At 54.7% G+C, this 26,395-nt stretch carries 16 protein-coding genes and 10 pseudogenes; 14 read left to right on the forward strand and 12 right to left on the reverse strand.

What is annotated here, in order from left to right:
- Positions 1 to 29 precede the first annotated feature (29 nt).
- Positions 30 to 1,036: pseudogene (dinB, locus tag ACMZI0_RS04045) on the reverse strand (DNA polymerase IV).
- Positions 1,037 to 1,275: 239 nt separating this feature from the next.
- On the opposite strand from dinB, the pseudogene ACMZI0_RS04050 reads away from it, so the two are divergent.
- Together ACMZI0_RS04050 and dpaA are read left to right on the forward strand one after the other, a co-directional pair.
- A pseudogene (locus ACMZI0_RS04050) lies at positions 1,276 to 2,047 on the forward strand (class I SAM-dependent methyltransferase).
- Between the two features lie 224 nt (positions 2,048 to 2,271).
- Positions 2,272 to 2,995 (forward strand): annotated as a pseudogene (gene dpaA / locus ACMZI0_RS04055) (peptidoglycan meso-diaminopimelic acid protein amidase).
- Here dpaA and ACMZI0_RS04060 read toward each other — a convergent pair.
- Together ACMZI0_RS04060 and lpcA are read right to left on the reverse strand one after the other, a co-directional pair.
- A complete protein-coding gene (locus ACMZI0_RS04060) occupies positions 2,966 to 3,565 on the reverse strand; it encodes a class II glutamine amidotransferase (protein WP_415672033.1) in 600 nt (199 codons plus the stop codon). The pseudogene dpaA and the gene ACMZI0_RS04060 overlap by 30 nt on opposite strands.
- A 39-nt stretch (positions 3,566 to 3,604) precedes the next feature.
- Positions 3,605 to 4,189, reverse strand: a complete 585-nt coding sequence (lpcA, locus tag ACMZI0_RS04065) for a D-sedoheptulose 7-phosphate isomerase (protein WP_415672034.1) — start codon at positions 4,187 to 4,189, stop codon at positions 3,605 to 3,607.
- 360 nt (positions 4,190 to 4,549) lie between these two features.
- On the opposite strand from lpcA, the gene fadE reads away from it, so the two are divergent.
- The 6 genes and pseudogenes from fadE to ACMZI0_RS04095 all read left to right on the forward strand — a co-directional run.
- Positions 4,550 to 6,997, forward strand: coding sequence for an acyl-CoA dehydrogenase FadE (fadE, locus tag ACMZI0_RS04070; RefSeq protein WP_415672035.1), 2,448 nt, complete (start codon positions 4,550 to 4,552; stop codon positions 6,995 to 6,997).
- A 188-nt stretch (positions 6,998 to 7,185) separates the two neighbouring features.
- Positions 7,186 to 9,036: a two-component system sensor histidine kinase AtoS gene (gene atoS / locus ACMZI0_RS04075; RefSeq protein ID WP_415672036.1), complete on the forward strand. Its 1,851-nt coding sequence runs from the start codon at positions 7,186 to 7,188 to the stop codon at positions 9,034 to 9,036.
- Positions 9,033 to 10,400, forward strand: a complete 1,368-nt coding sequence (gene atoC, locus ACMZI0_RS04080) for an acetoacetate metabolism transcriptional regulator AtoC (protein ID WP_415672037.1) — start codon at positions 9,033 to 9,035, stop codon at positions 10,398 to 10,400. The genes atoS and atoC overlap by 4 nt, the downstream gene beginning before the upstream one ends.
- A gap of 249 nt (positions 10,401 to 10,649) precedes the next feature.
- Positions 10,650 to 11,309, forward strand: a complete 660-nt coding sequence (gene atoD / locus ACMZI0_RS04085; RefSeq protein ID WP_415672038.1) for an acetate CoA-transferase subunit alpha — start codon at positions 10,650 to 10,652, stop codon at positions 11,307 to 11,309.
- Positions 11,310 to 11,311: 2 nt separating this feature from the next.
- Positions 11,312 to 11,976 (forward strand): annotated as a pseudogene (locus tag ACMZI0_RS04090) (3-oxoacid CoA-transferase subunit B).
- Positions 11,973 to 13,082, forward strand: a pseudogene (locus ACMZI0_RS04095) (TIGR00366 family protein); the annotation flags it as partial. The pseudogenes ACMZI0_RS04090 and ACMZI0_RS04095, both read left to right, overlap by 4 nt.
- A 107-nt stretch (positions 13,083 to 13,189) precedes the next feature.
- Here the strand turns inward: ACMZI0_RS04095 and mtnK are convergent.
- The gene (mtnK, locus tag ACMZI0_RS04100; protein WP_415672054.1) at positions 13,190 to 14,386 is read right to left on the reverse strand and encodes an S-methyl-5-thioribose kinase; all 1,197 of its coding nucleotides are present in this window, start codon (positions 14,384 to 14,386) and stop codon (positions 13,190 to 13,192) included.
- 149 nt (positions 14,387 to 14,535) lie between these two features.
- On the opposite strand from mtnK, the gene mtnA reads away from it, so the two are divergent.
- Complete coding sequence (mtnA, locus tag ACMZI0_RS04105) at positions 14,536 to 15,564, forward strand: S-methyl-5-thioribose-1-phosphate isomerase (protein ID WP_415672039.1); 1,029 nt, start codon at positions 14,536 to 14,538, stop codon at positions 15,562 to 15,564.
- Between the two features lie 42 nt (positions 15,565 to 15,606).
- Here mtnA and ACMZI0_RS04110 read toward each other — a convergent pair whose 3' ends face one another.
- From ACMZI0_RS04110 to ACMZI0_RS04130, 5 genes are all read right to left on the reverse strand, one after another.
- A complete protein-coding gene (locus ACMZI0_RS04110) occupies positions 15,607 to 16,149 on the reverse strand; it encodes a 1,2-dihydroxy-3-keto-5-methylthiopentene dioxygenase (protein ID WP_415672040.1) in 543 nt (180 codons plus the stop codon).
- Between the two features lie 11 nt (positions 16,150 to 16,160).
- A complete protein-coding gene (gene mtnC, locus ACMZI0_RS04115; protein WP_415672041.1) occupies positions 16,161 to 16,862 on the reverse strand; it encodes an acireductone synthase in 702 nt (233 codons plus the stop codon).
- Positions 16,859 to 17,473: a methylthioribulose 1-phosphate dehydratase gene (locus ACMZI0_RS04120; RefSeq protein WP_415672042.1), complete on the reverse strand. Its 615-nt coding sequence runs from the start codon at positions 17,471 to 17,473 to the stop codon at positions 16,859 to 16,861. The genes mtnC and ACMZI0_RS04120 overlap by 4 nt, the downstream gene beginning before the upstream one ends.
- A 228-nt stretch (positions 17,474 to 17,701) precedes the next feature.
- Positions 17,702 to 18,031, reverse strand: coding sequence for a type II toxin-antitoxin system RelE/ParE family toxin (locus tag ACMZI0_RS04125; RefSeq protein ID WP_415672043.1), 330 nt, complete (start codon positions 18,029 to 18,031; stop codon positions 17,702 to 17,704).
- Complete coding sequence (locus ACMZI0_RS04130) at positions 18,009 to 18,236, reverse strand: ParD-like family protein (protein WP_415672044.1); 228 nt, start codon at positions 18,234 to 18,236, stop codon at positions 18,009 to 18,011. Before ACMZI0_RS04130 ends, ACMZI0_RS04125 begins: the two co-directional genes overlap by 23 nt.
- A 228-nt stretch (positions 18,237 to 18,464) precedes the next feature.
- Between ACMZI0_RS04130 and ACMZI0_RS04135 the strand changes: the two genes are divergently transcribed.
- Both ACMZI0_RS04135 and ACMZI0_RS04140 read left to right on the forward strand, forming a co-directional pair.
- The gene (locus ACMZI0_RS04135) at positions 18,465 to 19,622 is read left to right on the forward strand and encodes a pyridoxal phosphate-dependent aminotransferase (RefSeq protein WP_415672045.1); all 1,158 of its coding nucleotides are present in this window, start codon (positions 18,465 to 18,467) and stop codon (positions 19,620 to 19,622) included.
- Positions 19,610 to 19,945, forward strand: a pseudogene (locus ACMZI0_RS04140) (nitrilase-related carbon-nitrogen hydrolase); the annotation flags it as partial. The gene ACMZI0_RS04135 and the pseudogene ACMZI0_RS04140, both read left to right, overlap by 13 nt.
- 17 nt (positions 19,946 to 19,962) lie before the next feature.
- Here ACMZI0_RS04140 and ACMZI0_RS04145 read toward each other — a convergent pair.
- The 3 pseudogenes from ACMZI0_RS04145 to ACMZI0_RS04155 all read right to left on the reverse strand — a co-directional run.
- Positions 19,963 to 20,860 (reverse strand): annotated as a pseudogene (locus ACMZI0_RS04145) (pyridoxal-phosphate-dependent aminotransferase family protein); the annotation flags it as partial.
- A gap of 49 nt (positions 20,861 to 20,909) precedes the next feature.
- Positions 20,910 to 21,653: pseudogene (locus ACMZI0_RS04150) on the reverse strand (amino acid ABC transporter ATP-binding protein).
- Positions 21,634 to 22,203, reverse strand: a pseudogene (locus ACMZI0_RS04155) (amino acid ABC transporter permease); the annotation flags it as partial. The pseudogenes ACMZI0_RS04155 and ACMZI0_RS04150, both read right to left, overlap by 20 nt.
- Between ACMZI0_RS04155 and ACMZI0_RS04160 the strand changes: the two are divergent.
- The 3 genes and pseudogenes from ACMZI0_RS04160 (at position 22,156) to proW (ending at position 26,364) form a co-directional block, all read left to right on the forward strand.
- Positions 22,156 to 23,536, forward strand: a pseudogene (locus tag ACMZI0_RS04160) (AtzE family amidohydrolase). The pseudogenes ACMZI0_RS04155 and ACMZI0_RS04160 sit on opposite strands and share 48 nt — an antisense overlap.
- Before the next feature lie 490 nt (positions 23,537 to 24,026).
- Positions 24,027 to 25,229, forward strand: coding sequence for a glycine betaine/L-proline ABC transporter ATP-binding protein ProV (gene proV, locus ACMZI0_RS04165; RefSeq protein WP_415672046.1), 1,203 nt, complete (start codon positions 24,027 to 24,029; stop codon positions 25,227 to 25,229).
- Positions 25,222 to 26,364, forward strand: a complete 1,143-nt coding sequence (proW, locus tag ACMZI0_RS04170; RefSeq protein ID WP_415672047.1) for a glycine betaine/L-proline ABC transporter permease ProW — start codon at positions 25,222 to 25,224, stop codon at positions 26,362 to 26,364. The genes proV and proW overlap by 8 nt, the downstream gene beginning before the upstream one ends.
- The last annotated feature ends 31 nt before the right edge of the window (positions 26,365 to 26,395 follow it).

Raw genomic sequence — 26,395 nt, forward strand, 5'->3', positions numbered from 1 at the left:
TGCCGGCGCGTTTGTTACTTCACGCCCCATCACTCCAAATTCAGCAGCAGTTGGCGTTCCATTTGGGGATCGAGCAATGTAACGTGCAGCCCGACCAGCCTGACGCCTCGCGTTTGACGCCGTTCTTCCCAGGTTTGCCGTGCCAGACGCAGCAGATCCTGCTTATTCAGTTCGGGCCACACTTGTTCCTGCGTAGTCTGGCAAAAATCATCAAACTTCAGCTTCACGCCCTGACGGGCGATATGCAGATCCGGCTTCACACGCCGCAGGCACAATTCCAGTTCCTGATAGAGCTGTTCCACCAGCCCCTCACACTCATGCCAATGGTGGATGTCGGCAGCCAGCGTCTTTTCCACGCCCACGGATTTACGCAAACGATCGGGAGAAACCGCGCGCTCGTCAATGCCATGGCAGCGTTCCCATAACACACGGCCAAATTTTCCAAACTGGCGCAACAATTCGGCCAAATCGTACTGCTTCACATCCGCGCAAGTGTGCAAGCCTTTCTCTTCCAGCCGTTTTGCCGTCACCTTACCCACGCCGGGGATTTTTTCCAGCGGCAACGCCAGCAGAAAGGCTTCCATGTTGTTTGGCGTAATCACGAACTGGTCGTTAGGTTTATTCTGTTCCGATGCCACCTTGGCAAGAAACTTGATGGGAGCCACGCCCGCGGATGCAGTGAGCTGTAACTCATTGGCGATCGTCTGGCGAATTTCCTGAGCAATCAGCGTCGCAGATCCGTTACACTGTGGGCTGTCTGTCACATCCAGATAGGCTTCATCCAGCGAAAGGGGTTCTGTCAGCGTGGTGTAACGGGAAAAGATATCGCGAATCAGGCGCGAGGTGGCTTTGTACACCTCCATACGCCCCGGCAGGAGCTTAAGCTGAGGGCACAAACGAACGCGGTGGCCGCCGCCATGGCGCTGTACACGCTGTAGCGGCGGGCGGGATAGTTGGCGGTGCTGATCACGCCCCGTCGATCCGTACTGCCGCCAATCGCCAGAGGAATATAGCGCAGGCGCGGATTATCACGCATTTAAATGGCGGCATAGAAGTAATCCATATCGACATGAATAATTTTACGCATATACTCCAGTTTCTTTACAAAAATACAGTAACAAAAAACGGTATGCAAGCGATGTAAGCGCCAGCTTACTCCAAACGCCCTGCGATAGCGGCCCAGATTCATCTTGTACCGACATCGCACCCTTTCTATAGTAAAGCGTTGGCTGACATAGCACCGCGCCAGACGTTCCTAACCCCATAAGAGCAATGATGAAAATGACACCCAATCACCATCAGCACGTCGTTAAGCAATTTGGCACACAAGCGCAGCACTATTTAAACAGCACGGTACACGCGCAAGGGAAAGATCTCACCTGGCTGGCGGAGCGCCTTGCCGCGTTTCCCGATGCACACGTTATCGATGTGGGATGTGGCGCAGGCCATGCCAGCTTCGTTGCTGCGCAACAGGTCGCCCGCGTAACGGCCTACGATATTTCGACAGAGATGCTGAGCGTGGTGGCACAGACGGCACAGCAAAGGGGACTGAACAACATTCACACTCAAAACGGCCCAGCAGAGTCCCTGCCGTTTGCCACTGCCAGCGCCGATGTGGTCATCAGTCGCTATTCGGCACATCACTGGCACGACATGGGGCTGGCATTACGTGAAATACAGCGAGTGTTGAAGCCGGGAGGCACCGTGATTCTGATGGATGTGGTTTCGCCGGGCCATCCTGTACTGGATATCTACCTGCAAACGGTGGAAATGCTGCGCGATACCTCACATGTGCGTGACTATGCACCGGGTGAGTGGATGACCCTGTTGACCGAGGCGGGCTTTGCCATACGCCAGCTTGAGGCAGGCAAGCTGGCGCTGGAGTTCAGCAGTTGGATTGCACGCATGCGCACACCGCCTCATTTCGCCACAGCGATTCTGGCGCTACAAAAAACCTTGTCCGCAGAAGTCATCGACTATATTTGCGATTCAAGCCGATGGTTCCTTCAGCACGGATATCATGACCATTGAAGCGCAACGCGCATAAATAGGGCTGACACATAAGGTGACAATATTTTTTCCTGTAAATGACCTTATAGAAACTAACAGGAAAAGCATTGTCACCATTTTCTTAACGTAAAAATGCCATTTTGCTGCTTTTCTCGCTTGATAAAAATAAACGCAATGATAATGTGGCAGCGCCTGTCTCAAAAAAGATGAGCAGGGCAGCGGCTATCGTTTGCCACACAGCTTTTACCATCAGGATTAATAATGCAAAAAATCGCGCTGTCTATTGCGATGTTGTTTTTTTTTGCCGTCCGTCGTTGTTACCAGTGTCGCCAGTGAACCGGCTCCCATAGCAAAAGAATTAAAACAACAATTATTAGGTTCACCGATCTATATTCAAATCTTCAAAGAAGAGCGGATACGGGAACTGTACGCCAAGGTAGGAAATGAATATCGCCTGCTGGAGCACTCCCCCATCTGCAAATATTCCGGCGGATTAGGGCCCAAGCGTGTCGAGGGCGATCTGAAAAGCCCGGAAGGTTTCTATCAGGTTGATCTGCGGCAGTTAAAACCCGACAGCCACTACTACAAAGCGATCAACATTGGTTTTCCTAATGAATACGATCGTGCGCAGGGCTATTCAGGTCGCTATTTAATGATTCACGGTGAATGCGTCTCCGTCGGCTGTTATGCCATGACCAACAACTATATCGACGAAATTTACCGTTATGCCGAAGCGGCGTTACGTAATGGACAAACCAAAATTGATTTGGCGATATATCCTTTCCGTATGACTGAAACCAACATGCAGCGCCACCGTAATTCCACGTACAGCAGTTTCTGGCGTCAACTTCAGCCGAGTTATGCGTATTTCAACCAGAATTATCAGCCACCGTTAATCACGGTAACTAACGGACAGTATGTGGTTAATCCATCCGTTATCGGCAGTGAAAAGCCATCACGCTACGCGTTCGCCCAAACAAAATAGCACGAACTCACCTGGCATAATTTGATGCCAGGTTTCATTCCCCGTCATCGGCTGCGTCGCCAACACGGTCACCACATCATTTGGCGTCGTTTGCTGCTGAAAATCGATTTCCACATCCTGATCTAATAACGTCGCCTTTCCAAAAGGCGTGCGCGGATAACGTTGCGCCAGCTGATTGAGCAGCCAGCAAAATGCGTACTCGCTGTCAGTTTGCCCCACCGGACGAAAATGGCCGGTTTTCAGCCCGAGATACCCCTTCAGTTGACCGTTATGGGCGAACGTCCAGTTACGCCCCCACAGTTCGCGGATGGGTATTTCGCCGCGATTCGCCTGACGAATATGAGACACCACGGCGCAGGATTTAATCGGATAATCCTGCACCAGACGGGCGATAGGAGAGTTGAAACTCGGTAACGGATCTTTGAACGTACGACAGCCATTGCCTTCATAAAAGGTAATGCCCCAGCCATCCTTGTGTGGCCCGGTGCCGCCGCCGCGCTGCATCAGCCCGGTAAAACTGAAACAAATATCCGTCGGAACGTTTGCGCTCATCCCAAGCAGTTCACACATGTCCCCTCCTACCCCCTTACTGCTGGCAGCTTGACGAGCTTACTGCCCGTTTGCCATTTCTTTTTCGATTAACTGGATCAGAATATGAATCGCTTTGATGTGCACTTCCTGAATACGGTCAGCGTAACCGAAGTGCGGTACGCGAATTTCAACATCCGCCGTGCCCGCCATCTTGCCACCGTCTTTGCCGGTCAGAGTGATGACCTTCATACCTTTAGCGCGAGCGGCATCAATCGCCTTGATGATGTTACCGGAATTCCCCGAGGTGGAAATACCGAGCAGCACATCACCTTCACGCCCCAGCGACTCTACGTAGCGGGAAAAAACAAAATCGTAGCCAAAATCATTACTCACGCAGGAGAGATGGCTGGGATCGGAGATAGCAATCGCTGGGTAGCCAGGGCGGTTCTCACGATAACGACCGGTCAATTCTTCGGCAAAATGCATAGCATCGCAGTGCGAACCGCCATTGCCGCAGGAAATCACTTTGCCACCCGCCTTGAACGCATCAGCCAGCAACACCGCAGCATTCTGGATCGACTGAATATTCGCATCGTCACTCAGAAAAGCGTCCAGCGTAGCCGCAGCCTCTTTCAGTTCACTACGGATTAAGTCCTGATACATAGGATCCTCTCGTTTTGTTCGGTAACAGGCGATAACTCTACATCACACGGGAGGTGCGTGCAGAGGGAATGCAGGCAGTGTAGCGGATCGTGGAAACCGCGAGAAGTATGCTATGCCGCAATCAAGACAATTGCTGATGTTTATCACTACTGGGGTAAAAACGCACCAGTTTGTGAGTTAAGTTGTAATTGCGTTGTAAATAAATTGATAAAAAACACGCTATGCACTACACACTATACACATACAGATCAGACCTCTTAGCAGATGTTTGCCGTAGTGATAACAGGATTGAGTGGGATGCGCACAGGCGCAACGTGAACGGATCGGATTAACGGCCGATGACAACTCTGGAGACGAACTATGGTCGCAGTCAGTATTCTTGTTTTGCTGATAATGGTGGGAGCCCTGTTTTATCACCGGGTGAATCTGCCGCTCAGCGCCGCGTTGCTCGTGGCCTACTTCGCGTTGATGGGCGCCGGAGGATTGTGGTCTTTCTGGTTGTTGTTGCCACTGCTGGCGGTACTGGCTCCGCTCGTGGTGCCCGCGCTGCGCCAAAAGGCACTTTCAGCCCCTGCCCTGCAGATGTTTAAAAAGGTAATGCCCGCCATGTCAAACACCGAGAAAGAGGCCATCAACGCCGGGACAACCTGGTGGGAAGGCGAACTGTTTCGCGGTGCACCGGACTGGAAAATGCTACATAACTACCCGCAGCCCAAATTGACAGAAGAAGAGCAGGCGTTTCTCGATGGCCCGGTGGAAGAAGCGTGCCGGATGGCAAATGATTTCCAGATCACCCATGAGCTGGCCGATCTGCCACCGGAGTTGTGGGCGTTCCTCAAGCAGCACCGTTTCTTCGCCATGATCATCAAAAAGCAGCATGGCGGGCTGGAATTCTCCGCCTATGCGCAGTCTCAGGTATTGCAAAAACTGGCGGGCGTTTCCAGCATTCTGGCGATTACTGTTGGCGTACCTAACTCGCTTGGCCCCGGCGAACTGCTGCAACATTACGGCACCGAAGATCAGAAAGATCACTACCTGCCACGTCTAGCGCGCGGTCAGGAGATTCCTTGCTTCGCACTCACCAGCCCGGAAGCCGGCTCCGATGCGGGCTCGATTCCTGACGTCGGCATTGTCTGCCACGGTGAATGGCAAGGCGAGCGCGTACTGGGTATGCGTTTGACCTGGAACAAACGCTATATCACTCTAGCTCCGATTGCGACAGTGCTTGGGCTGGCGTTCAAGCTGCACGATCCCGATCACCTGCTGGGTGATGAAGACGATATCGGTATTACCTGTGCGCTGATCCCGACCAACACGCCCGGCGTACAAATTGGCCGCCGCCACTTCCCGCTTAACGTGCCGTTCCAAAATGGCCCGACGCAAGGGGAAAACATTTTCGTGCCGCTCGATTACATTATCGGCGGACCGAAAATGGCCGGTCAGGGCTGGCGTATGCTGATGGAATGCCTGTCGGTGGGACGCGGTATTACGCTGCCGTCCAACTCGACGGGGGGCATGAAATCCATCGCACTGGCAACCGGGGCTTATGCGCACCTGCGACGCCAGTTTAAAATCTCCATCGGCAAAATGGAAGGGATTGAGGAGCCGATGGCGCGTATCGCAGGCAACACCTACGTCATGGATGCCGCCGCGACGCTGGTGACCGTGGGCATCATGCAAGGAGCCAAACCGGCGGTGCTCTCTGCCATTGTGAAATATCACTGTACCCATCGCGGCCAACGCGCCACGCTGGATGCCATGGACATCACCGGCGGTAAAGGCATCTGCCTTGGCCCTTCCAACTTCGTGGCCCGCAGCTATCAGGGCTCCCCCATCGCAATTACCGTTGAAGGGGCCAACATTCTGACGCGCAGCATGATCATTTTCGGCCAGGGCGCGATCCGCTGCCATCCTTACGTGCTCAAAGAGATGGCTGCTGCGCAGGACGACAACCTGACCAGCTTCGATCGCGCGCTGTTTGGTCATATCGGGCATGTCGGCAGCAATCTGGCGCGTAGCCTCTGGCTGGGGCTCAGCAATGGGCATTTGAGTCATGCACCGACCAAAGATGCTACGCGTCACTACTATCAACGAATGAATCGCCTCAGCGCCAATCTGGCTCTGCTGGCTGATGTGTCGATGGCGGTGCTGGGCGGTGATTTGAAACGTCGCGAACGCATCTCAGCACGGTTGGGCGATGTGCTGAGCCAACTTTATCTCGCCTCGGCGACACTGAAGCGTTTTGATGATGAAGGCCGCCAGCAGGCCGACCTGCCGCTGGTTCACTGGGGCGTGCAAGATAGCCTGCATCAAGCCGAAGTTGCTTTAAACGATCTGCTGAGCAACTTCCCCAATCGGGCGGTTGCGGCAGTGATGCGCATAGCGCTGTTCCCGCTGGGCCAGGTCAGTCCGGCACCGAGCGATCGTCTGGATCATCAAGTCGCCAAACTATTGCAAACGCCAAGCGCCACGCGCAGCCGGTTAGGACGCGGTCAATACCTAGCGGCCAGCGAACACAACCCGGTGGGTCTGCTGGAACAGTCGTTGCAGGATGTGATGGCCGCCGAACCGATCCACCAGCGGCTGTCGAAAGCGTTGGGTAAATCCCTGCCGTTTATGCGACTCGATCAGTTGGCGGAGCAGGCATTGGCAGAAGGCGATATCACAGCGGAAGAAGCACAGATCTTGATCCGAGCCGAAGCTAGCCGATTACGCGCCATCAATGTGGATGATTTTACTCCTGAGGCGCTTGCTGCTCAGGCTCCACACACCAAACCAGCAACAAAAAAATCCGTTGCCGTAGCCTGATAACCCGCCGGGCCGCCCTCGCGGCCCGGCACTTTCCGTGTCGCGCCCCTCGATATAGACTCGGGTGCAAATTACATCACTGAACGTATCATTATCCTGCTCAGTATCTACGCGGAGTTTGAAGCGCCTCCGAGAAACCCAACGCCATTGCCCCGATAATTCCTCTTTTACCTGAAAGGAAAGGATCGATGAGCACCCATTTCAGTGGGTTACGTTCTGGTCTCGGCTGGATATACCCCCGCCGTCTACGCAACCAGCTCATTATGATTGCGGTGTTCATGGTCACGATCCCCACCCTCACCATCGGTTATGTCGTCGAGACCGAGGGCCGGGCGGCATTACTGCAAGAGAAAGAGAAAAAACTCTCTGCCATTACCCATCTTCTGGATGAGGCGCTGGGAGATAGGTTCACACATTTTGCCAACCTCCCACATGCCGAGCGTATTCAGGTGCTCAATCAGGAGTTAGCCCCCATCACAGAAAGGATCACTCGCGCCTTTAACGGCGTCGGCGCAGGCTATTACCATCGCGCGCTGGACGCCATCATCACCTATGCGCCTTCGGCACAATTCCAGTCCAACGTCGGTGTCACGATCAACGCCGACCATCCCGGCAGAGAGGTCATGTCCAGCAATCAGCCCAAGGTCTATTCCGGCAATCAGGTGCGTGGCAACATCATGAACTCCATGCAGCCCATCACCCGCGATGGCAACGTGATTGGTTATATCTGGGCCAACGAGTTATCTGAAGATATCAGCCAGCAAGCACGGCGCATGGATATCAATATTGTCTCGGTGCTGGTGCTGGGTTTGCTGGTGAGCCTGTGCCTGATTATTCTGCTATCGCGACGTTTCAGTACCAGCATTGACGTGATTACCCACGGATTAGAGGATCTGGCTCAGAATCTGAATGCCCGGCTGCCGCCCTTATCGGGAGATCTTGGGAAAATCTCACACAGTGTCAACGCGTTGGCACAGACGTTACGCGAAACCAAAACCCTCAACGATCTGATCATCGAAAGTGCCGCCGACGGAGTGATCGCCGTGGATAAACACGGCAATGTTACCACTATCAACCCTGCCGCTCAGGAGATAACCGGCTATCGGCAAGATGAGTTACTGGGCCAACCGTATGCCAAAATATTCTCTAACACGCATTTTGACAGCCCGGTACTGGATACGCTGCAAAAAGGCACCGAACACGTCGCGCTGGAGGTGAGTTTTCCCGCACGGGATCGCACTATAGAACTGAGTGTGACCACCGGTCAGATTCATAATGCGCATAATGAGCTGGTCGGCGCGTTGGTGATCTTCTCCGACCTCACTGCACGTAAAGAGGTGCAACGGCGGCTGGCGCAAACAGAGCGACTGGCCACGCTGGGCGAACTGATGGCGGGCGTCGCACACGAGGTGCGTAACCCACTGACCGCCATCAAAGGCTACGTACAGATCCTCAAGCAGCAAGACACTGATCCGATCCATCAGGAATATATCGCCACCATCCTGAAAGAGACCCATTCCATCAACCGGGTGATTCAGCAACTGCTCGATTTCACCCGCCCGCGTCAGGGCTATTGGCAGCTTGTCAGCCTGAACCAGCTTATCGAAGAGTGCCTGGTATTGATCCAAACCACCGGACTGCAAGCCCGCATTGACGTGAGCAAAGATTTGGATCCTAACCTCGAAGAGATCGAAGCCGACGGCGAACTGCTGCGGCAAGTGATCCTTAACATTTTGATCAATGCGGTGCAGGCCATCAGCGCCCGGGGGGAAATCCAGATCCGAACCTGGCAAGTGGATGATGCGCGCCAGGCGGTCACCATCCGCGACACAGGCTGCGGCATTCCCGAGCACCACAAAAACAAGATTTTCGATCCCTTTTTCACTACCAAAGCGTCGGGAACCAGCCTCGGGTTAGCGCTCAGCCAGCGCATTATCAATGCGCATCAGGGGGACATTCAGCTTAGCAGCGATCCCGAACACGGCACCGCCTTTACCCTTTTGCTACCGATTCACCATCAGGGAAATACGCCGCAATGAAACAGACTTACAGTATCCTGATCGCCGATGATGAAGAGAATGTGCGCCGTATGCTCACCACGGCATTTTCGCTCGCCGGTCAGCAAACATTTTGTGCCAGCGATGGCCGCGAAGCGGTACGTACCTTTATCGATCACACGCCGGACGTGGTACTGATGGACATCCGCATGCCCCGACTCAACGGCATCGAAGCGCTGCAACAGATGCGCCAGCATCACCCTAAAACACCAATCATCCTGATGACGGCCTACGCCGCAGTGGAAACCGCCGTCGAGGCGTTACGCCACGGCGCTTTCGATTACGTGATCAAACCCTTCGATCTCGATGAACTAACGCTCATCATTCAGCGCGCACTGCAGCTTCAGGCGATGAAGCAGGAGATTCGTCATTTACATCAGGCGTTGAGCGACAGTTGGCAATGGGGGCACATACTGACAAACAGCCCGCGGATGATGGAGATCTGCCGCGACACCGCCAAGATCGCGCTCAGTCAGGCAAGTGTGTTGATCAGCGGCGAAAGCAGCACGGGCAAAGAGCTGATCGCCCGCGCCATTCACTACAACAGCCGGCGTGCCAACGGCCCATTTATTATCAAAATCAACTGCGCTGCGTTGCCTGAATCGTTGCTAGAAAGCGAACTGTTCGGCCATGAGAAAGGCGTATTTACCGGCGCTCAGGTGCAGCGGCAAGGACTCTTTGAGCGCGCCCATCAGGGGACACTGCTGCTGGATGAAGTGGGCGAAATGCCGCTCAACTTACAGGTAAAATTGCTGCGCGTGTTGCAAGAACGAGAGTTTGAACGGGTGGGCGGGCACAACACGGTGAAAGTTGATATCCGTATCATTGCCGCCACTAACCGAAACCTCGCCGCGATGGTCGATACCGGCGATTTCCGTCAGGATCTGTTTTATCGCCTGAACGTGATCCATCTGGAAATCCCGCCGCTACGTGAACGCCAGCAAGATATTCCGCTGCTGGCCAACCACTTCCTGCAAAAGTTCTATGCGGAAAATCAGCGCGAAATCATTGATATCGATCCGGCGGCGCTTGCGGTTCTGCAAGCCTGGCATTGGCCTGGCAATATTCGTGAGTTATCGAATGTGATTGAGCGTGCGGTGATCATGAGCACGGGCGTGGTGGTTTTCGCCGACGATCTGCCCGCACAACTTCACAGTGCAACCACCAGAGCCGATGGAGAAAAGCCGCCGCAGTCATTCACTCAGGGTGAATCCAGCCTGAAAGAAGAGATCAAGCGCTACGAAAAACAGGTGATTCTTTCCACGCTGGAAAAACATCAGGGCAACCGCACCCACAGTGCATTGCAATTGGGTATCAGCCGCCGGGCGCTGATGTATAAATTATAGGAATACGGCATCGGCACCCTTCCACCAAAAACAGACTGCTAACCCCCTTTAGCGTGAGAAGGAATTTGCGCACTGTGCAAATTCCTTCTCACTCCCGCAGCCAGCCAGACACCGTTCACTTTTGAAAAAACAAAAACAACCAATTGAAAAACATCATAAATAAAAATTTTATTGCCTGAAAATCACGGCTGGCACTCGCCTTGCTATTCCCTGCCCGTACCCACTTCGGCGTATACAAAGGGAAAAATAATGAAAGATAAACATCTTACCTTACCGCAGGCTAGCCGCTTGTTCCGTGATGGCATGACCATCATGGTGGGCGGTTTTATGGGAATTGGCACGCCACCCCGTCTCGTTAATGCGTTACTGGATTCCGGCGTACGCGACCTGACGCTGATCGCAAACGACACCGCGTTCGTCGGTACCGGCATTGGTCCGCTGATCGTCAACGGCCGGGTGAAGAAAGTGATCGCCTCTCACATTGGCACCAACCCGGAAACCGGTCGCCGCATGATTAACGGCGAAATGGAGGTTCAACTGGTACCGCAGGGAACCCTCATCGAACAGATCCGCTGCGGCGGTGCCGGGCTGGGCGGCGTGCTCACCCCAACAGGCGTCGGCACCGTGGTTGAAGAAGGCAAACAGCGGATCACGTTGGATGACGTCACCTATCTGCTGGAACGCCCATTACGCGCAGATTTGGCACTGATTCGCGCCCATCAGGCCGATCCGCTGGGCAATCTGACCTACCAACTCAGAGCCAGAAACTTCAACCCTCTGCTTGCACTCGCCGCAGATATCACCCTGGTCGAACCGGATGAGCTGGTCTCAATCCGCGACATCGAGCCGGATCGGGTGGTCACGCCCGGTGCCCTTGTTGATTACATCATTACCCCAGAGGAGCGTTAATCATGGATGCCAAACAACGTATTGCGCGCCGCGTGGCGCAAGAACTGCATGATGGCGATGTCGTCAATCTGGGGATTGTCCTGACGACTCAGGTTGCTAACTATCTGCCGGAAGGCATTGATATTACGCTGCAATCAGAAAATGGTTTTCTTGGCCTCGGCCCGATTACCGAACCGCATCCCGATCTGGTCAACGCGGGCGGCCAACCCTGCGGCATTCTGCCCGGTGCAGCGATGTTCGACAGCGCATTCTCCTTTGCACTGATCCGCGGCGGCCACGTGGATGCCTGTGTGTTGGGCGGCCTGCAAATGGATGAAGAGGCCAATCTGGCCAACTGGGTCGTTCCCGGCAAGATGGTGCCCGGCATGGGCGGCGCGATGGATTTGGTTACCGGTGCGAAGAAAGTGATCATCGCGATGGAACACTGCGCCAAAGACGGTACCGCCAAAATTCTTAAGCGCTGCACCATGCCGCTGACCGCACAGAGTGCAGCCCATATGCTGGTCACTGAATTGGCGTGTTCCGTTTTATTAACGGTGTCATGTGGCTCACCGAAATCGCACCGGGCCATGACGTGGACAGCATTCGCGCCAAAACCGAAGCGCACTTCGACGTGGCGGAACCTCTTCAACCGATGTGGCAAACCACTGTCGGGGGTGATGCATGATAGGGCGTATCTCGCGTTTTATGACGCGCGTCGTCAGCCGCTATCTGCCCGATCCACTGATTTTCGCCATGCTGTTAACGCTGATTACCTTCGGCGTGGCGTTGTGGCTCACGCCACAAACGCCGCTCAGCATGGTGAAACTGTGGGGGGATGGTTTCTGGAATCTGCTGGCGTTCGACATGCAGATGGCGCTGATCATTTCATTGTCACCGGCCATGCGCTGACCAGCTCGCCACCGGTGAAACGCCTGCTGCGTCTGGCGGCTTCAGCGGCCAAAACGCCCGCACAGGGCGTGATGCTGGTGACGTTCTTCGGCTCCGTCGCCTGCGTGATCAACTGGGGTTTCGGTTTGATCGTCGGCGCGATGTTTGCGCGCGAAGTGGCTCGCCGTGTGCCAGGCTCGGACTATCCGCTCCTGATCGCTTGCGCCTATATTGGCTTTCTAACCTGGGGCGGCGGTTTCTCCGGTTCGATGCCCCTGCTGGCGGCAACGCCCGGCAACCCGGTAGAGCACATTGCCGGTCTGGTGCCGGTTTCTCACACCCTGTTTACCGGTTTCAATCTGTTTATCACACTCGGCCTGATCGTCGTAATGCCGTTTGTTACGCGCATGATGACGCCGCGGCCAAGCAATGTCGTCAGCATCGATCCCGCGTTGCTGCAAGAGGAGACTGATTTCCAGAAAAAACTGCCCGCCGATGCACCGCCCTCTGAGCGTTTAGAAGAGAGTCGCATTCTGGCACTGATTATCGGCGCGCTCGGCATCGTCTATCTGGGGCTCTACTTTGCGGCCAAAGGGTTCAACATCACCGTCAACACCGTCAACACCGTCAACATGATGTTCATGATTGCCGGTCTGCTGCTGCATAAAAACGCCAATGGCCTACATGCGAGCCATCAGCGCAGCGGCACGCAGTACCGCCGGTATTTTGGTGCAGTTCCCGTTCTACGCCGGTATTCAGCTCATGATGGAACATTCCGGACTGGGCGGTTTGATCACCGAATTTTTCATCAATGTCGCCAATAAAAACACCTTCCCCGTCATGACCTTCTTCAGCTCTGCGCTGATCAACTTCGCCGAGCCTTCCGGCGGCGGCCAAGGCGTGGCGCTGGCCATTGAACGTCTTGACTGATTTTAATTTGCGACATCAGGGATAACGCAGCGGTAAACCGGCGACAGCGTATGCGTCGGTTTACCGCCTGTGTTTTAGCTTTACGCTCCGCTCTGCCGCACCCGCGCCAACAGTGCGGCGACATCGGGAATATCACCAGCAGTCAGAATCAACGTTTTGCCCAATTCAACGGCGTGACGCTGGCAGGCATGACGCGCCTGCCTGCGGCTCCGCAAATCTGCGACGTGCGAGAAACCTATCGCGCGCCGAATCAACTCCGTACCGGCGTAACCGAGAGTGTCCTGCCACACGTGTTTGAGGAACTGCTCTGCGTACCCTGATTCCGCCAGCGCCGGATCGCGGCCATGCTCGTGAACCAATGCGCTAAAGCGTGCGGCAAAGGCACTCCACAGCGCTGTGATATCCTGTAAACGGTTATCGCGTGCGGCCGCTACCTCTCGGGGTGCCAACAGCCCAGGCAGGCCGCAGAAATTCAGTAACAGGTTGCCCAGTACCGTACCAATATCAAACCCGATCGGCCCATAAAAACCGAATTCCGCATCAATCACTTTTAGCGTCGTCGGCCCAACAAAAATCGAACCGCTGTGAATATCACCGTGCAATAGCGCCTCAGCGCTCGCCAAAAAACGGTGCTTGAGCGCCACCACTGCGCGCTTAAGTGATGCATCGTGCCATAGCGCTTCGACAGCCGGGCGTAACTCGGCATCAAAGCGGTTACGTTCATGATCGCGATAGGGATCGGTAAAAAACAGATCTTCGGTGATCTGGCACAGTTCGGGGTTGATAAAGCGCGCGACCGCCGCTTTTTTCTCATGCGGATGCTGGTAAAAATCAGAGGTGTGGAACAGCGCCTGCGCCAGATATTCCCCCACCTGCACCGCCGCATGCGGGTATGTCTGGCCATCAACCAGCTCGCGCCGCCAGATACGCAGACGGGAAAGATCCTCCTGAACCATCACCGCCAACGCCGCGTCATGATGCAGCACCTTGACCGTGTGCTGCGGGCAATATTGCGCATGCACCAACAGGGTTTCCGCTTCAATGCGCGCTCTGTCCAGCGTTAACGGCCAGGATTCCCCGACGCAACGCACGTAGGGCAACGCCTGTTTGACAATGACACGGCTCACGCCCCGCGTATCGCGGATTTTGAACACCAGATTGAGGTTGCCATCGCCAATCTCATCGGCAGTCACCAGCGCATGCGGGTCCGGCACGGCACCAAATTGACGGGCATATTCAACGGCATCTGCCGCGCTAAAGGTACGATACAGGGACATCACCACCTCTTCTTGTGACTCGACCATAGGCTAATTCGCGATCAGCCGTCCAGTTTTAGACATAAAAGCGTTTGGGCGTCTATACCTCTACTTTTCATATTGGCAGAATAAGAAAATCAACGCAATACGCAACAGGAATTTAACGACCCATGCAGAGCTTTAACACACTGAGCCTTAAGGTGGCGAATAATCAACTATGGATCCTCGACCAACAGGCTTTGCCACAGGAAACGGCATGGCACCCCAGCCCGGATGTGGCGGCGCTGGTTGAGCATATTCGTACCCTGCGTGTGCGCGGCGCGCCGTTGATCGGCCTCTCCGCCAGCGTGCTGTTAGCGCTGCTGGCTGAAAACGGCATGCCGGTAACCGCGCTTGAGCATGCATTGGAAAACCTGCGTGCAGCGCGCCCAACCGCCGTTAACCTGATGAACAATCTGGATCGTATGAAACTGGCACTGGCGCAGCCTCAATATGTACCCGCACTGGTGCAGGAAGCATTGCGTCTGATCGAGGAAGATCGCGCCCTGTGTGAGCAGATTGCTTATCACGGGGCCACATTGGTCAAACCCGGCAGTCGCCTGCTTACGCACTGCAATACCGGAGGGTTAGCCACCGCAGGCGTCGGCACCGCAATCGGGGTCATTCACCATGCACACCGTCAAGGGCATGTGGAACAGGTATGGGTGGATGAAACGCGGCCCTTATTACAAGGGGGGCGGCTGACCGCCTGGGAGTTGGGGGAATTGAAAATCCCCTATCGTTTGATTTGTGATTCGATGGCCGCCACTCTGATGGCACAAGGTCAGGTCGATGCCGTTTGGGTGGGGGCCGATCGCATCGCCGCAAACGGTGATATTGCCAACAAAATTGGCACTTACAGCCTGGCCGTGCTGGCCCATTATCATTGCATTCCGTTCTATGTCGCCGCGCCGCACACCACGCACGATGCGGCCTGCCCGGATGGCAAAGCGATTCCCATTGAGCAGCGCGCCGCCAGCGAGGTGACCGGCGTGGCGGGCAGCTTTGGCGCTTGCCAGTGGGCACTGCAAGACGCGCAGGTTTATAACCCTGCCTTTGATGTCACACCCGCTTCGCTTATCAGCGGCTGGGTACTGGATAGCGGCGTGATAACGCCCGAACAAGTACAAGCGGGGATATTTACTCAGGGATTGAGGTAATACCTTTCCTCCAGCCGTTGGCTGGAGGAAAGATCGGCACGACTATGCCAGTTTCGGATAGGCATCGGCAATGGCATCACCGGTAAAGTGAGCCACCCAACCGTCTGGATTATCGAACAGGCGGATCGCGGTAAAATGCGGCTCTGATCCCATATCGAACCAGTGCGGCGTGCCCGCGGGCACCGACAGCAGATCGTTCTTCTCACACAATATCTGGTAAATCTTGCCGTTCAGGTGCAGGCAGAATAGCCCGGCACCTTCGACAAAGAAGCGCACCTCATCCTCGCTGTGTATATGCTCAGACAAAAACTTGACACGCAACGCGTCTTTCTGAGGATTGTCGGCACGCAGACTGATCACGTCCCAGCTTTGGTAGCCTTTTTCTGCCACCAGTTTATCAATTTCATGCTGATAAGCAGCCAGCACTTCTTCTGCTGCCGGGGAGGCGCTCAGCGAGCGATCTGCCTGCCAGCGTTCAAAACGTACGCCAATAGCGGCAAGTTCCTTCTGGATAGCGTCCGCATCACGGCTGTCCCATACCGGTTGGCTGGCGTCATTGTCGTTAAAAATGGTTAATGCACTCATGGCAAAACTCCTTAAACGGCGCTATTGGCCTGGGATGGATCGATCTGGTCGAAACGCGCCACCTGGCGATGGAAGCTTGCCACGTCCGTATCACCACGAATCAACTGACACGTTTGCCAACCGGCCTCAGCAGCGGCGTCCAGTTCCTGATGAATGTCAGACAAAAACAGCAGTTGCTCGCCTGGCAGCCCAATCGCCTGTGCAATATGTTGGTATGAGCGCGCTTCACGCTTGGCCCCGACGCGGGTGTCAAAGTAACCGCTGAACAACGGGCGCAAGTCTCCAGCGTCACTGTAACCAAACAGCAGTTGCTGCGCTTCAACCGACCCTGATCCTGATGAGTAGACGTAGAGATCGATACCCTGCTCACGCCACCCACGCAGTTGCGGCGCAACGTCGTCATACACATGACCACGGAAATCGCCGTTGAGATAGCCGTTGCGCCAGATAATACCTTGCAGACGTTTTAATGCCGTCGATTCGCGGTCCTGATCCATAAATTGATGCAGCACTTCCAGCAAGGCGGAGGCTTGCGCCTGCGGCTGGCCAAGCTCTTCACGTAACAGCGCCAGCGTTTCGGCTATCTCTGGCTGGGTGTCAGCCCGCGCAACGGTCTCGGCCAAACGCGCACGCGCGTACGGGAACAGGATGTTATGAACAAAACGGATATCGCTGGTGGTGCCTTCAATATCCGTCACGATAGCCTTGATCATTTTGCCTCCAGCAAACGTCGTTGCAGTTCACACTGAAACAGAAACTCGAGCCCTTCCAGATGACGGCGTGCCTGCGTTACATCCTCTCCCCAGCAGTAAAGCCCGTGACCGCGCACTAAAAAGCCGTAGCGCAGCGCCTGTGTATCGGCATACGCCGCCACGCGTGCTGCCAGTGCGGGAATATCCTGATCGTTGGCAAAAATGAGAATAGCAACGCGGTCAAGGTGGGTACGCTGCCCGTGCAGAGATTTCTGCATTTCGTACCCTTCCAGCACCAGCGCATCGCTTTTCTCTACACGAGAGAGCACGGTCGCGTTCACAGAATGGGTATGCAACACCGCCCCTACTTCCGCAAAGCGGCGATAGAGCAAGGTGTGTAGGCCGGTTTCTGCCGACGGTGTGCGCCCGCTGGGAACATGGTTATCGGCAATATTCACCAGTAAAAAATCATCCTGATGCAAACTACCTTTGTCCTTACCAGATTCAGAGATCAGGCAACGGTCCTCATCCAGGCGCACCGACATATTGCCGCCGGTTGCCGGACACCAACCTTTTTGCCCAATCCAATGGCAGGCCGCGACTAACGCAGCCAGTTGTGGGTTTTCACTCATCTTTCATCCTGTGCAGGTGTGCTCTTCACCACAGCATCTTGCACCGTGGTTAGTACGTTTTGTTATAGGTTAGACGTCAATGGAATTTAGCCGTTTAAACGTCCATACGTCTTGATTGCCAAATACTAGCATCGTGTCGGAGCGAAATGAAGAGAGACATGGAGGCAGGAAATGCAGCCGATGGTTAAATACAACAAAGCCCGCCGCAGCGAGCCCTTGATATGAAGATCAACCGATTAATTTCAAATTAATCTTTCGGTGATTTTTCTGATCCTGATAGAAATTTTCATGAGAACTTATGCTCAAGAGATAAAGTTCGAGCTTATCCTCAACCCAAGCGTAACCCAGAAGTGCTTGCTGCTTATTAAGCGGGAATTTATGCACCCAGAGAAAATGCAAATCGCCTTTTTTCTGCACGCCGATTGTGGGATCTTCGATGATTTTATCAACCTCATCTTCAACCACTTTCAACTGCGCTTCAGGCAATTTATTTAGCGCTTTTTCAAATCGGCGACTTTGGTAAACCTCAATGTCCTTATCTTTTCGTCCTTCTGGCATAACGCGTAACCTTATGGTTTCTGACTTCACTTTGCGCCAATAAGGTTTCACTGATGAAGCTATAGGGCAAATCGGGATTATCTTCCGCTATGCGACCAATTTTGGCCCAGTGCTCTATCTGCTTCGGCACGCTGCGACTTGCCGCATCAGCATAAACCTTTACATCACTCACAAAGTCTTCGTCTAAACGAATGCTTGTTGCCATATGTGCGTACCTCTTTGGAATGTGCACCACGTTGAAATGTGTACCGCTTACGCTGAATCAACGTGCTTCGATAATATGCGACAATTTGTCGCATTATGCAATCATTGATTGATTCGAGGATAATATCATTTTGGTAATATTCTTATTCCTCATTACCTTAACGGCGAATTCTGGCATCGTGTTATATTAGCTCGCAACACAGCAGGTTTGCAGGAGTTCATTTCTACCATGAGTGCCGCACTTTTTCCCGAAAGCAAACTGCCCGCATTGGGCACCACCATGTTTACTCAGATGAGCGCGCTGGCGCAGCAACATCAAGCCATCAACCTTTCTCAAGGGTTTCCGGATTTTGATGGCCCGGATTATCTGCAACAACGTCTGGCCTATCACGTTGCCCAAGGGGCTAACCAGTATGCACCGATGACAGGGGCGGCACCGCTGCGCAGCGCGATTGCAGAAAAAACCGCTGCACAGTATGGCTGGCTGCCAGATGCCGACAGCGAGATCACGGTCACGGCAGGGGCCACAGAAGCCCTGTTCGCCGCCATCGCCGCGCTGGTGCGGCCCGGTGATGAAGTTATCTGTTTCGATCCCAGCTATGATAGCTATGCACCGGCTATCGAGCTGGCGGGCGGCGTGGTTAAACGCATTGCATTACAGCCGCCGCAGTTCAACGTGGATTGGGCGGCGTTTCGTGCGCTGTTAAGTTCCCGTACCCGTCTGGTGATTCTCAACACGCCGCACAATCCGTCTGCCACCGTGTGGCGTCAGAGCGATTTCGAGCAGTTGTGGCAGGCGATTGCCAGCCGCGAAATCTACGTGTTGAGCGATGAGGTCTATGAACACATCTGCTTTGAACCGGAAGGACACGCCAGCGTTCTGCGCCACAGCGAACTGCGCCAACGCGCTATCGCAGTTTCTTCCTTCGGCAAGACCTACCACATGACCGGTTGGAAAGTGGGTTATTGCATTGCCCCCGAGGCCATCAGCGCAGAAATTCGCAAGGTACACCAGTACCTCACTTTCTCCGTCAATACCCCGGCGCAATTAGCCATTGCCGATATGCTGCGCCATGCGCCAGAGCACTGGCAGGAACTGCCGGATTTCTATCGAGCACGCCGTGATTTTCTGGTCAATGCGCTCTCAGCCAGCCGTTTTGAAGTGCTGCCCTGCGAAGGAACCTACTTCCTGCTGGCGGATTACAGTGCTATTTCGGATCTTGATGATGTCACCTTCTGCCGTTGGCTGACAGAACACGCCGGCGTGGCGGCGATCCCGCTCTCGGTTTTCTGCGCCGATCCCTTCCCGCACAAATTGATTCGGCTATGCTTTGCTAAACAGGAATCTACCTTGCAAGCGGCGGCGGAGCGCTTATGTCGACTTTAAACATCACGCTACTACAACAGCCCCTGGTATGGCTCGATGGGCCAGCCAACCTGGGCCATTTCGATGCCGAACTGGAAACCGTGCGCGGCAACGACCTTATCGTGCTGCCAGAAATGTTTACCACGGGATTCGCCATGAATGCCGCGGGCAAGGGGCTGTCACAATCGGTGGTGGAAACCTGGCTGCAAGAGTGGGCCAAAGAGACCAATGCGCTCATCGGCGGCAGCATTGCTGTCTCCACACCCAAAGGCGCAGTAAACCGCTTTCTGCTGGTTTCACCGCTGGGCGATGTTTACCAATATGACAAACGCCACCTGTTTCGCACATCCATTCACCGACGCAGGTGTTGGCGCGCAATGCCATTATCCAGCCCCTCTTCGAGCATCACACACGGGCACACTCGCGCTCGGCAAACAGCATGCTGATGGCTTCGGTATGGTGGTTCAGGCGCTCTGGTCCCCAATAGTCCATCACCATGCCGAGATCGAAATAGTTGGAGTAGATCATCTCCTCTTCACCGTCACCGTCGCGATGCTCGGCAGTGCGAATCCCCTGCTCCACGCAGCGACGGCGGCGTATGGCCGCTTCCATCTTCGGGCTAAGGGTAATCGGCGCGCTGCCAGATGGGCCGCCCAAACACTTCTGCAAACCGGCAGAAACAGCATCCAATCCCCAGGCGTCAGTATCCAGCACGTTGCCACCGAAAGAAGCGGTAGCATCGGTATAAAACAGCACATCATGACGACGGCAGATTTCCCCGAGTTCGGCCAGCGGCTGCAACATGGTGTGGAGGTATCACCTTGCACCGTCAACAGGGAACCCGGGCGTAACCGCTTGATGGCATATTCAATCTTATCCGCGGTAAAGACTTCCCCCCAGGGCACTTCAATGGTGTGAACGTCTGCGCGGCAGCGGCGAGCAATTTCGCATAACAGGTGCCCGAAACGACCAAACACCGGCACCAGAACCCGATCGCCGTGGCGAATCGCCGAGAGCAGAATGGCCTCGATGCCCGCGCGCGATGTGCCATCCACCAGCATTGTCCAGCGGTTTTCCGTGCGGAACAGTTGACGATAAAGTTCCATGGTCTGGTTCATGTATTCCGTCATGGCCGGATCGTATTGGCCAATCAACTGACACGCCATGGCGCGCAGTACACGGGGATCCGCGTTGATCGGACCTGGCCCCATCAGTAAACGGTGAGGCGGGTTGATCTGCGCGTATAATTCGTTATTCATCATGCACAACTCCAAAAAAAGCAGGAACGTTCGCTGCAAACAACGGGGCTCAGCCCTCCGTCAAACCTCGCACCGACGCAATAAACTGTTTGAGCTCGGGGGTCTGTGGGTTAGCGAACAGCGCGCGGCTGTCGCCTTGTTCCCACACGGTTCCTCCATGCATAAACACCACCCGATCGCCCACTTCCCGGGCAAAATTCATTTCGTGCGTGACAAAAATCAGCGTCATGCCTTCTGCCGCCAGTTGCCCCAGCACTTTCAACACTTCTCCCATCAGCTCAGGATCGAGCGCAGAGGTTATTTCATCGCACAGCAGCACTTTGGGGTTCATCGCCAGTGCGCGGGCAATCGCCACACGCTGCTGCTGACCGCCAGACAGGTTGGCGGGTGAGCAGTGCAGGCGTTCACTCAAACCGACTTTCGCCAGCATCTGTTCACCCAAGGCTCAGCATTCCGCTTCACTTTTTTTCAGCACCAGACGCGGAGCCAGCATCACGTTTTCCAGCGCGCTCATGTGCGGAAACAGGTTAAAGTTCTGAAACACCATGCCCACCGAACGGCTGATTTCGCGCGCCTGTGACTCACGATGAGTCACCGTCATGCCGCCTAGCTTGATACTTCCTTCCTGATATCCTTCCAGGCCGTTAATACAGCGCAACAACGTGCTTTTTCCCGAGCCACTGCGCCCGATAATGGAAACGACCTCGCCCATATCTATATCCAGATCCACCCCTTTCAGGACATGGTTCTGGCCATAGTATTTCTGCACCTGATTAATGGTGATGAGCGGCATTAAATTTCTTCTCCAAATAGCGGCTGTAGTAGGACAGCGGATAACACATCAGGAAGTAGCCCAGTGCGACCAGGCCAAAGACCTTGAAAGGTTGATACGTGACGTTGTTCAGCATGGTGCCGGCTTTGGTCAGTTCAATAAAACCGATGATTGACGCTAGCGCAGTGCCTTTAATTACCTGTACCGAAAAGCCCACCGTGGGGGCGATGGCAATACGCGTGGCCTGCGACGCAACAACCCGGCATAGTGTTTGACCAAAATTCAGTCCCAGACAGCGCGCCGCTTCCCACTGTCCTTTTGGTAATGCCACGATGCTGCCGTGCCAGATATCCACCAGAAATGCGCTGGTGAACAGCGTCAGCGCCAACGCAGCGGCAGTCCAGGGGCTGACATCAATGCCAAACAGGCCAAGGCCAAAAAAGGCGAGAAACAGCTGCATCAGCAGCGGCGTCCCCTGAAACACACCGGCATACAGGTGAGTAAAACGCACCGCCCAGCGGCGCTGGCTGATCCGCGCCAACAGCAGCGGCAACGTGGAGAGCTTGCCGCCCGCGAGGTCGCAGATATCACGCTGGATGCCATCGCACAGCGGCACCCGACCTTAAATGCCTATACCCAGGTCACAGGCCAGCGTATGCAACAAGAGGCCGATGCGCTGGATGAAAGACGCCTGCACGGCGAAATATTGCCGCCTCTGGCGGGGGTGCCTTATGCGGTAAAGAACCTGTTTGATGTTGCCGGGGAAACGACGCTGGCAGGGGCACACTTGTTTGCCGACAATCCCCCCGCCAAACGGGATGCATTTGCGCTGCGCCAGTTAAGCGCCAGCGGCGCGCTGCTTTCCGGCATGCTGAATATGGATGCTTACGCCTACGGTTTCACCACCGAAAACAGCCACTATGGCCCCAACCGTCATCCGCAAGATCCAACGCGTATCGCGGGAGGATCTTCCGGTGGCTCCGCCGCCGCTGTCGGCGCTGGACTGGTGCATTTTTCACTGGGCAGCGACACCAATGGCTCGATTCGGGTTCCCGCTTCGCTGTGCGGCGTTTTTGGCCTGAAGCCCACCTTCGGGCGATTGTCTCGCGAAGGCAGCCACCCATTTGTTGCCAGCCTCGATCATATTGGCCCGCTGGCACGACGTACGGAGGATTTGGCTCTGGTGTTCGACGCCATGCAGGGCATCGACAGTGACGATCGCTTCCAGCGGCAGCAGCCTCTCCTTGCTTGTGCACCCCGACTGCCGGAAGGCGATCGCGGCCTGCGCAGTGCCGTACTGGCCGGTTACTTTAGCGAAGCCTGCGATGATGATGCGCGCGATGCCGTGCAACGGGTCGCACACGCGCTTCAGGCCAGCGAAGAAAGAACTCTCGCCCAGGCCGCTCTGGCACGCACGGCCGCCTTTATTCTCTCAGCCAGCGAAGGGGGAAACCGTTATTTATCTGCCCTGCGCCACGCACCTGAAAAGTTTGAGCCGCACTCGCGCGAACGCCTGACGGCAGGAGCCATGCTTCCCTCAGCTTGGTATCTACAGGCACAGCGTTTTCGTGAGGTCTTTCGGCGTCAGGTATTGCCACTGTTCGAACACGTAGACCTGCTGATTGCCCCAGCCACGCCCTGTTGTGCCACACTTATCGGCCAGGAAACCATACGAATAAACCATATCGACCTGCCAGTACGCGCCAGCATGGGGATGCTGACCCAGCCTATCTCGTTTGTCGGGCTCCCCGTCGTCACGGTGCCTTTGATGACCGCAAAAGAGCTGCCGATTGGCGTGCAATTAATCGCCAGCCCTCTGGCGAGAAAATATTTGTTTACGTGCCGCCTGGGCGCTGGAACAGTCTGGCGTGGTCAGCGCCATTTCCTGCCAGCAAGGAGTGTGAAATACCGCGCTATCGGGATGCCTGAGGGCATCCTCTATTTCAGTGCATGCCTAAAGGAAAAATAAAGTATTGACATTGACATGATCCCTCTTCGGCAACGCACCAATTTTCAGTGTAATCTGAAAATACCTCCCTCCAAATAGCGATATATCTCACCTTTGTCGTTGTAACGAAGCAAGTAATTTCAAAAAATCACAACGTTATTCAAACCCATTATTTCGCACAAAACACCACGAAACATAAATCATTTAAAACACCAACTTTCAAAATCAATATCACATTGATAAAAAAAGAAAAAATAATATAAAAAAACAAGACAATAAAAACCAAGAAAAATGGTCTTTCTCGCAACATGAAAATGAATATCCCCAGTACTATCGGCGGCGCCAAGGGTTGCCTCAGAATCTGAGTATGGTAGGGTATGACGTGTTTTTACCTTCATCAGGACAGAAATATAGAACGATAAATCACAGAGGAATTTTATCATTTCATGGCAATAAAACTCGAAGCAAAGCATCTCTATAAAATATTTGGTGAGCACCCGGACAGGGCATTCAAACTGATAGACAAAGGACTAAACAAAGATCAGATCTTTGAAAAAACCGGGCTCACTGTCGGCGTGAAAGACGCCAATCTGACCATTGAAGAAGGTGAGATATTCGTCATCATGGGATTATCCGGTTCGGGTAAATCCACACTGGTACGCCTTCTCAATCGTCTGATTGAACCTACACGCGGTCAGGTGCTGATCGACGGCGAAAACATCGCCGAGGTATCAGAGACTGAACTACGCGCCCTGCGTCGCAAAAAAATCAGTATGGTCTTCCAGTCGTTCGCGTTGATGCCGCACCTGAGCGTGTTGGCCAACACCGCGTTTGGCATGGAGTTGGCAGGCGTTGATAAGGCACAACGCGAGCAGAAAGCGCTCGAAGCCCTGCAACAGGTAGGTCTTGAAGCCTATGCCAATACCTACCCGGATGAGCTTTCCGGCGGGATGCGTCAACGTGTCGGCCTGGCACGCGCACTGGCAAACGATCCCGATATCCTACTGATGGATGAGGCATTTTCAGCGCTCGATCCCCTGATCCGTACTGAAATGCAAGATGAACTGGTGAAGCTGCAATCTCGCCACCAGCGCACCATTGTGTTTATTTCACACGATCTGGACGAAGCCATGCGCATCGGCGATCGCATCGCCATCATGCACGGTGGTGAAGTGATCCAGGTCGGCACGCCGGATGAAATTCTCAACAACCCGGCCAATGACTATGTGCGTACCTTCTTCCGCGGTGTGGATATCAGCCACGTGTTCAGCGCGAAAGATATTGCGCGTCGTCGCCCCGTCACGTTGATCCGTAAGACGCCCGGCGTTGGGCCACGCTCTGCACTTAAGATCCTGCAGGATGATGACCGTGAATATGGCTACGTTCTGGAAAAAGGGAAAAAATTTATCGGCGTCGTTTCTATCGATTCGCTGAAAAAAGCACTACAAGCGCAAGAACCTCTGGAACAGGCTTTGCTGCCAGATCCTGCCCCCGTGCCCGCAGATATGTCGCTCAACGAACTGATTTCACTGGTCGCTCAGGCACCCTGTGCCGTGCCTGTCATCGGTGAGAACAGTGAATATATCGGCATTATTTCCAAAGGCATGCTGTTACAGGCATTAGACAAAGAGGGCAGCAGCAATGACTAACGCAACTAATCCGTGGGAGACCACTCAAACACCGGTAAATGCTGCCGAACAGGCGGCCACCAGCAGCAATGGCGATCCCTGGTCATCGGCAGCGCAAAGTGCGTCTGCTTCGGGGGACGCAGCAACAAACGGCGCAGATGCCTGGGGCGCACCCGCTCAGGATGCCGCCCAGTCGGGAACTGATTGGCTGAACAGTGCACCCGCACCGGCTCAAGAGCACTTTTCACTGTTGGATCCGTTCAAAGATACCTTGATTCCGTTGGACCATTGGGTCACAGAAGGGATCGACTGGCTGGTACTGCATTTCCGCCCGCTATTCCAAGGCATTCGCGTGCCGGTTGACATCATTCTCAACGGTTTCCAGCAGGCGCTGTTAGGCATGCCTGCACCCGTGGCTATTTTGGTGTTCTCCCTTATCGCCTGGCAGATGTCATCGCTGGGCATGGGGGCGGCAACGCTGATATCGCTGGTCGCCATCGGCGCTATCGGTGCCTGGTCACAGGCCATGGTCACACTGGCACTGGTATTAACCGCCCTGTTCTTTTGCATGCTGCTTGGTCTGCCGCTCGGCATCTGGCTGGCGCGCAGCGAGCGTGCGGCAAAAGTAGTGCGCCCGCTGCTCGACGCAATGCAAACCACGCCTGCGTTCGTTTATCTGGTGCCGATTGTCATGCTGCTTGGCATCGGGAATGTGCCCGGCGTGGTCGTCACCATTATCTTTGCGCTGCCGCCGATTGTGCGTTTGACCATCCTCGGTATCCGTCAGGTGTCCGCCGATCTGATAGAAGCCGCTGAGTCCTTTGGGGCCAGCCCGCGCCAGATGCTGTTCAAGGTTCAGTTGCCGTTGGCAATGCCCACCATCATGGCCGGTGTTAATCAAACGCTGATGCTCGCGCTCTCCATGGTGGTCATTGCTTCGATGATCGCAGTAGGGGGATTGGGGCAAATGGTCCTGCGCGGTATCGGCCGTCTGGATATGGGACTGGCTGCCGTGGGGGGGGGCGGGATCGTTATTCTCGCCATCATTCTGGACCGGTTGACTCAGTCTCTGGGGCGTGACAGCCGCAGTCGTGGTAATCAACGCTGGTATCGCACCGGTCCATTAGGGCTGATTTTACGCCCGTTCACCCGTTAATCACACTACATATAAAGAGGGATAAACCATG

It is taken from the genome of Symbiopectobacterium sp. (assembly GCF_047692315.1).
Lineage (GTDB): Bacteria > Pseudomonadota > Gammaproteobacteria > Enterobacterales > Enterobacteriaceae > Symbiopectobacterium.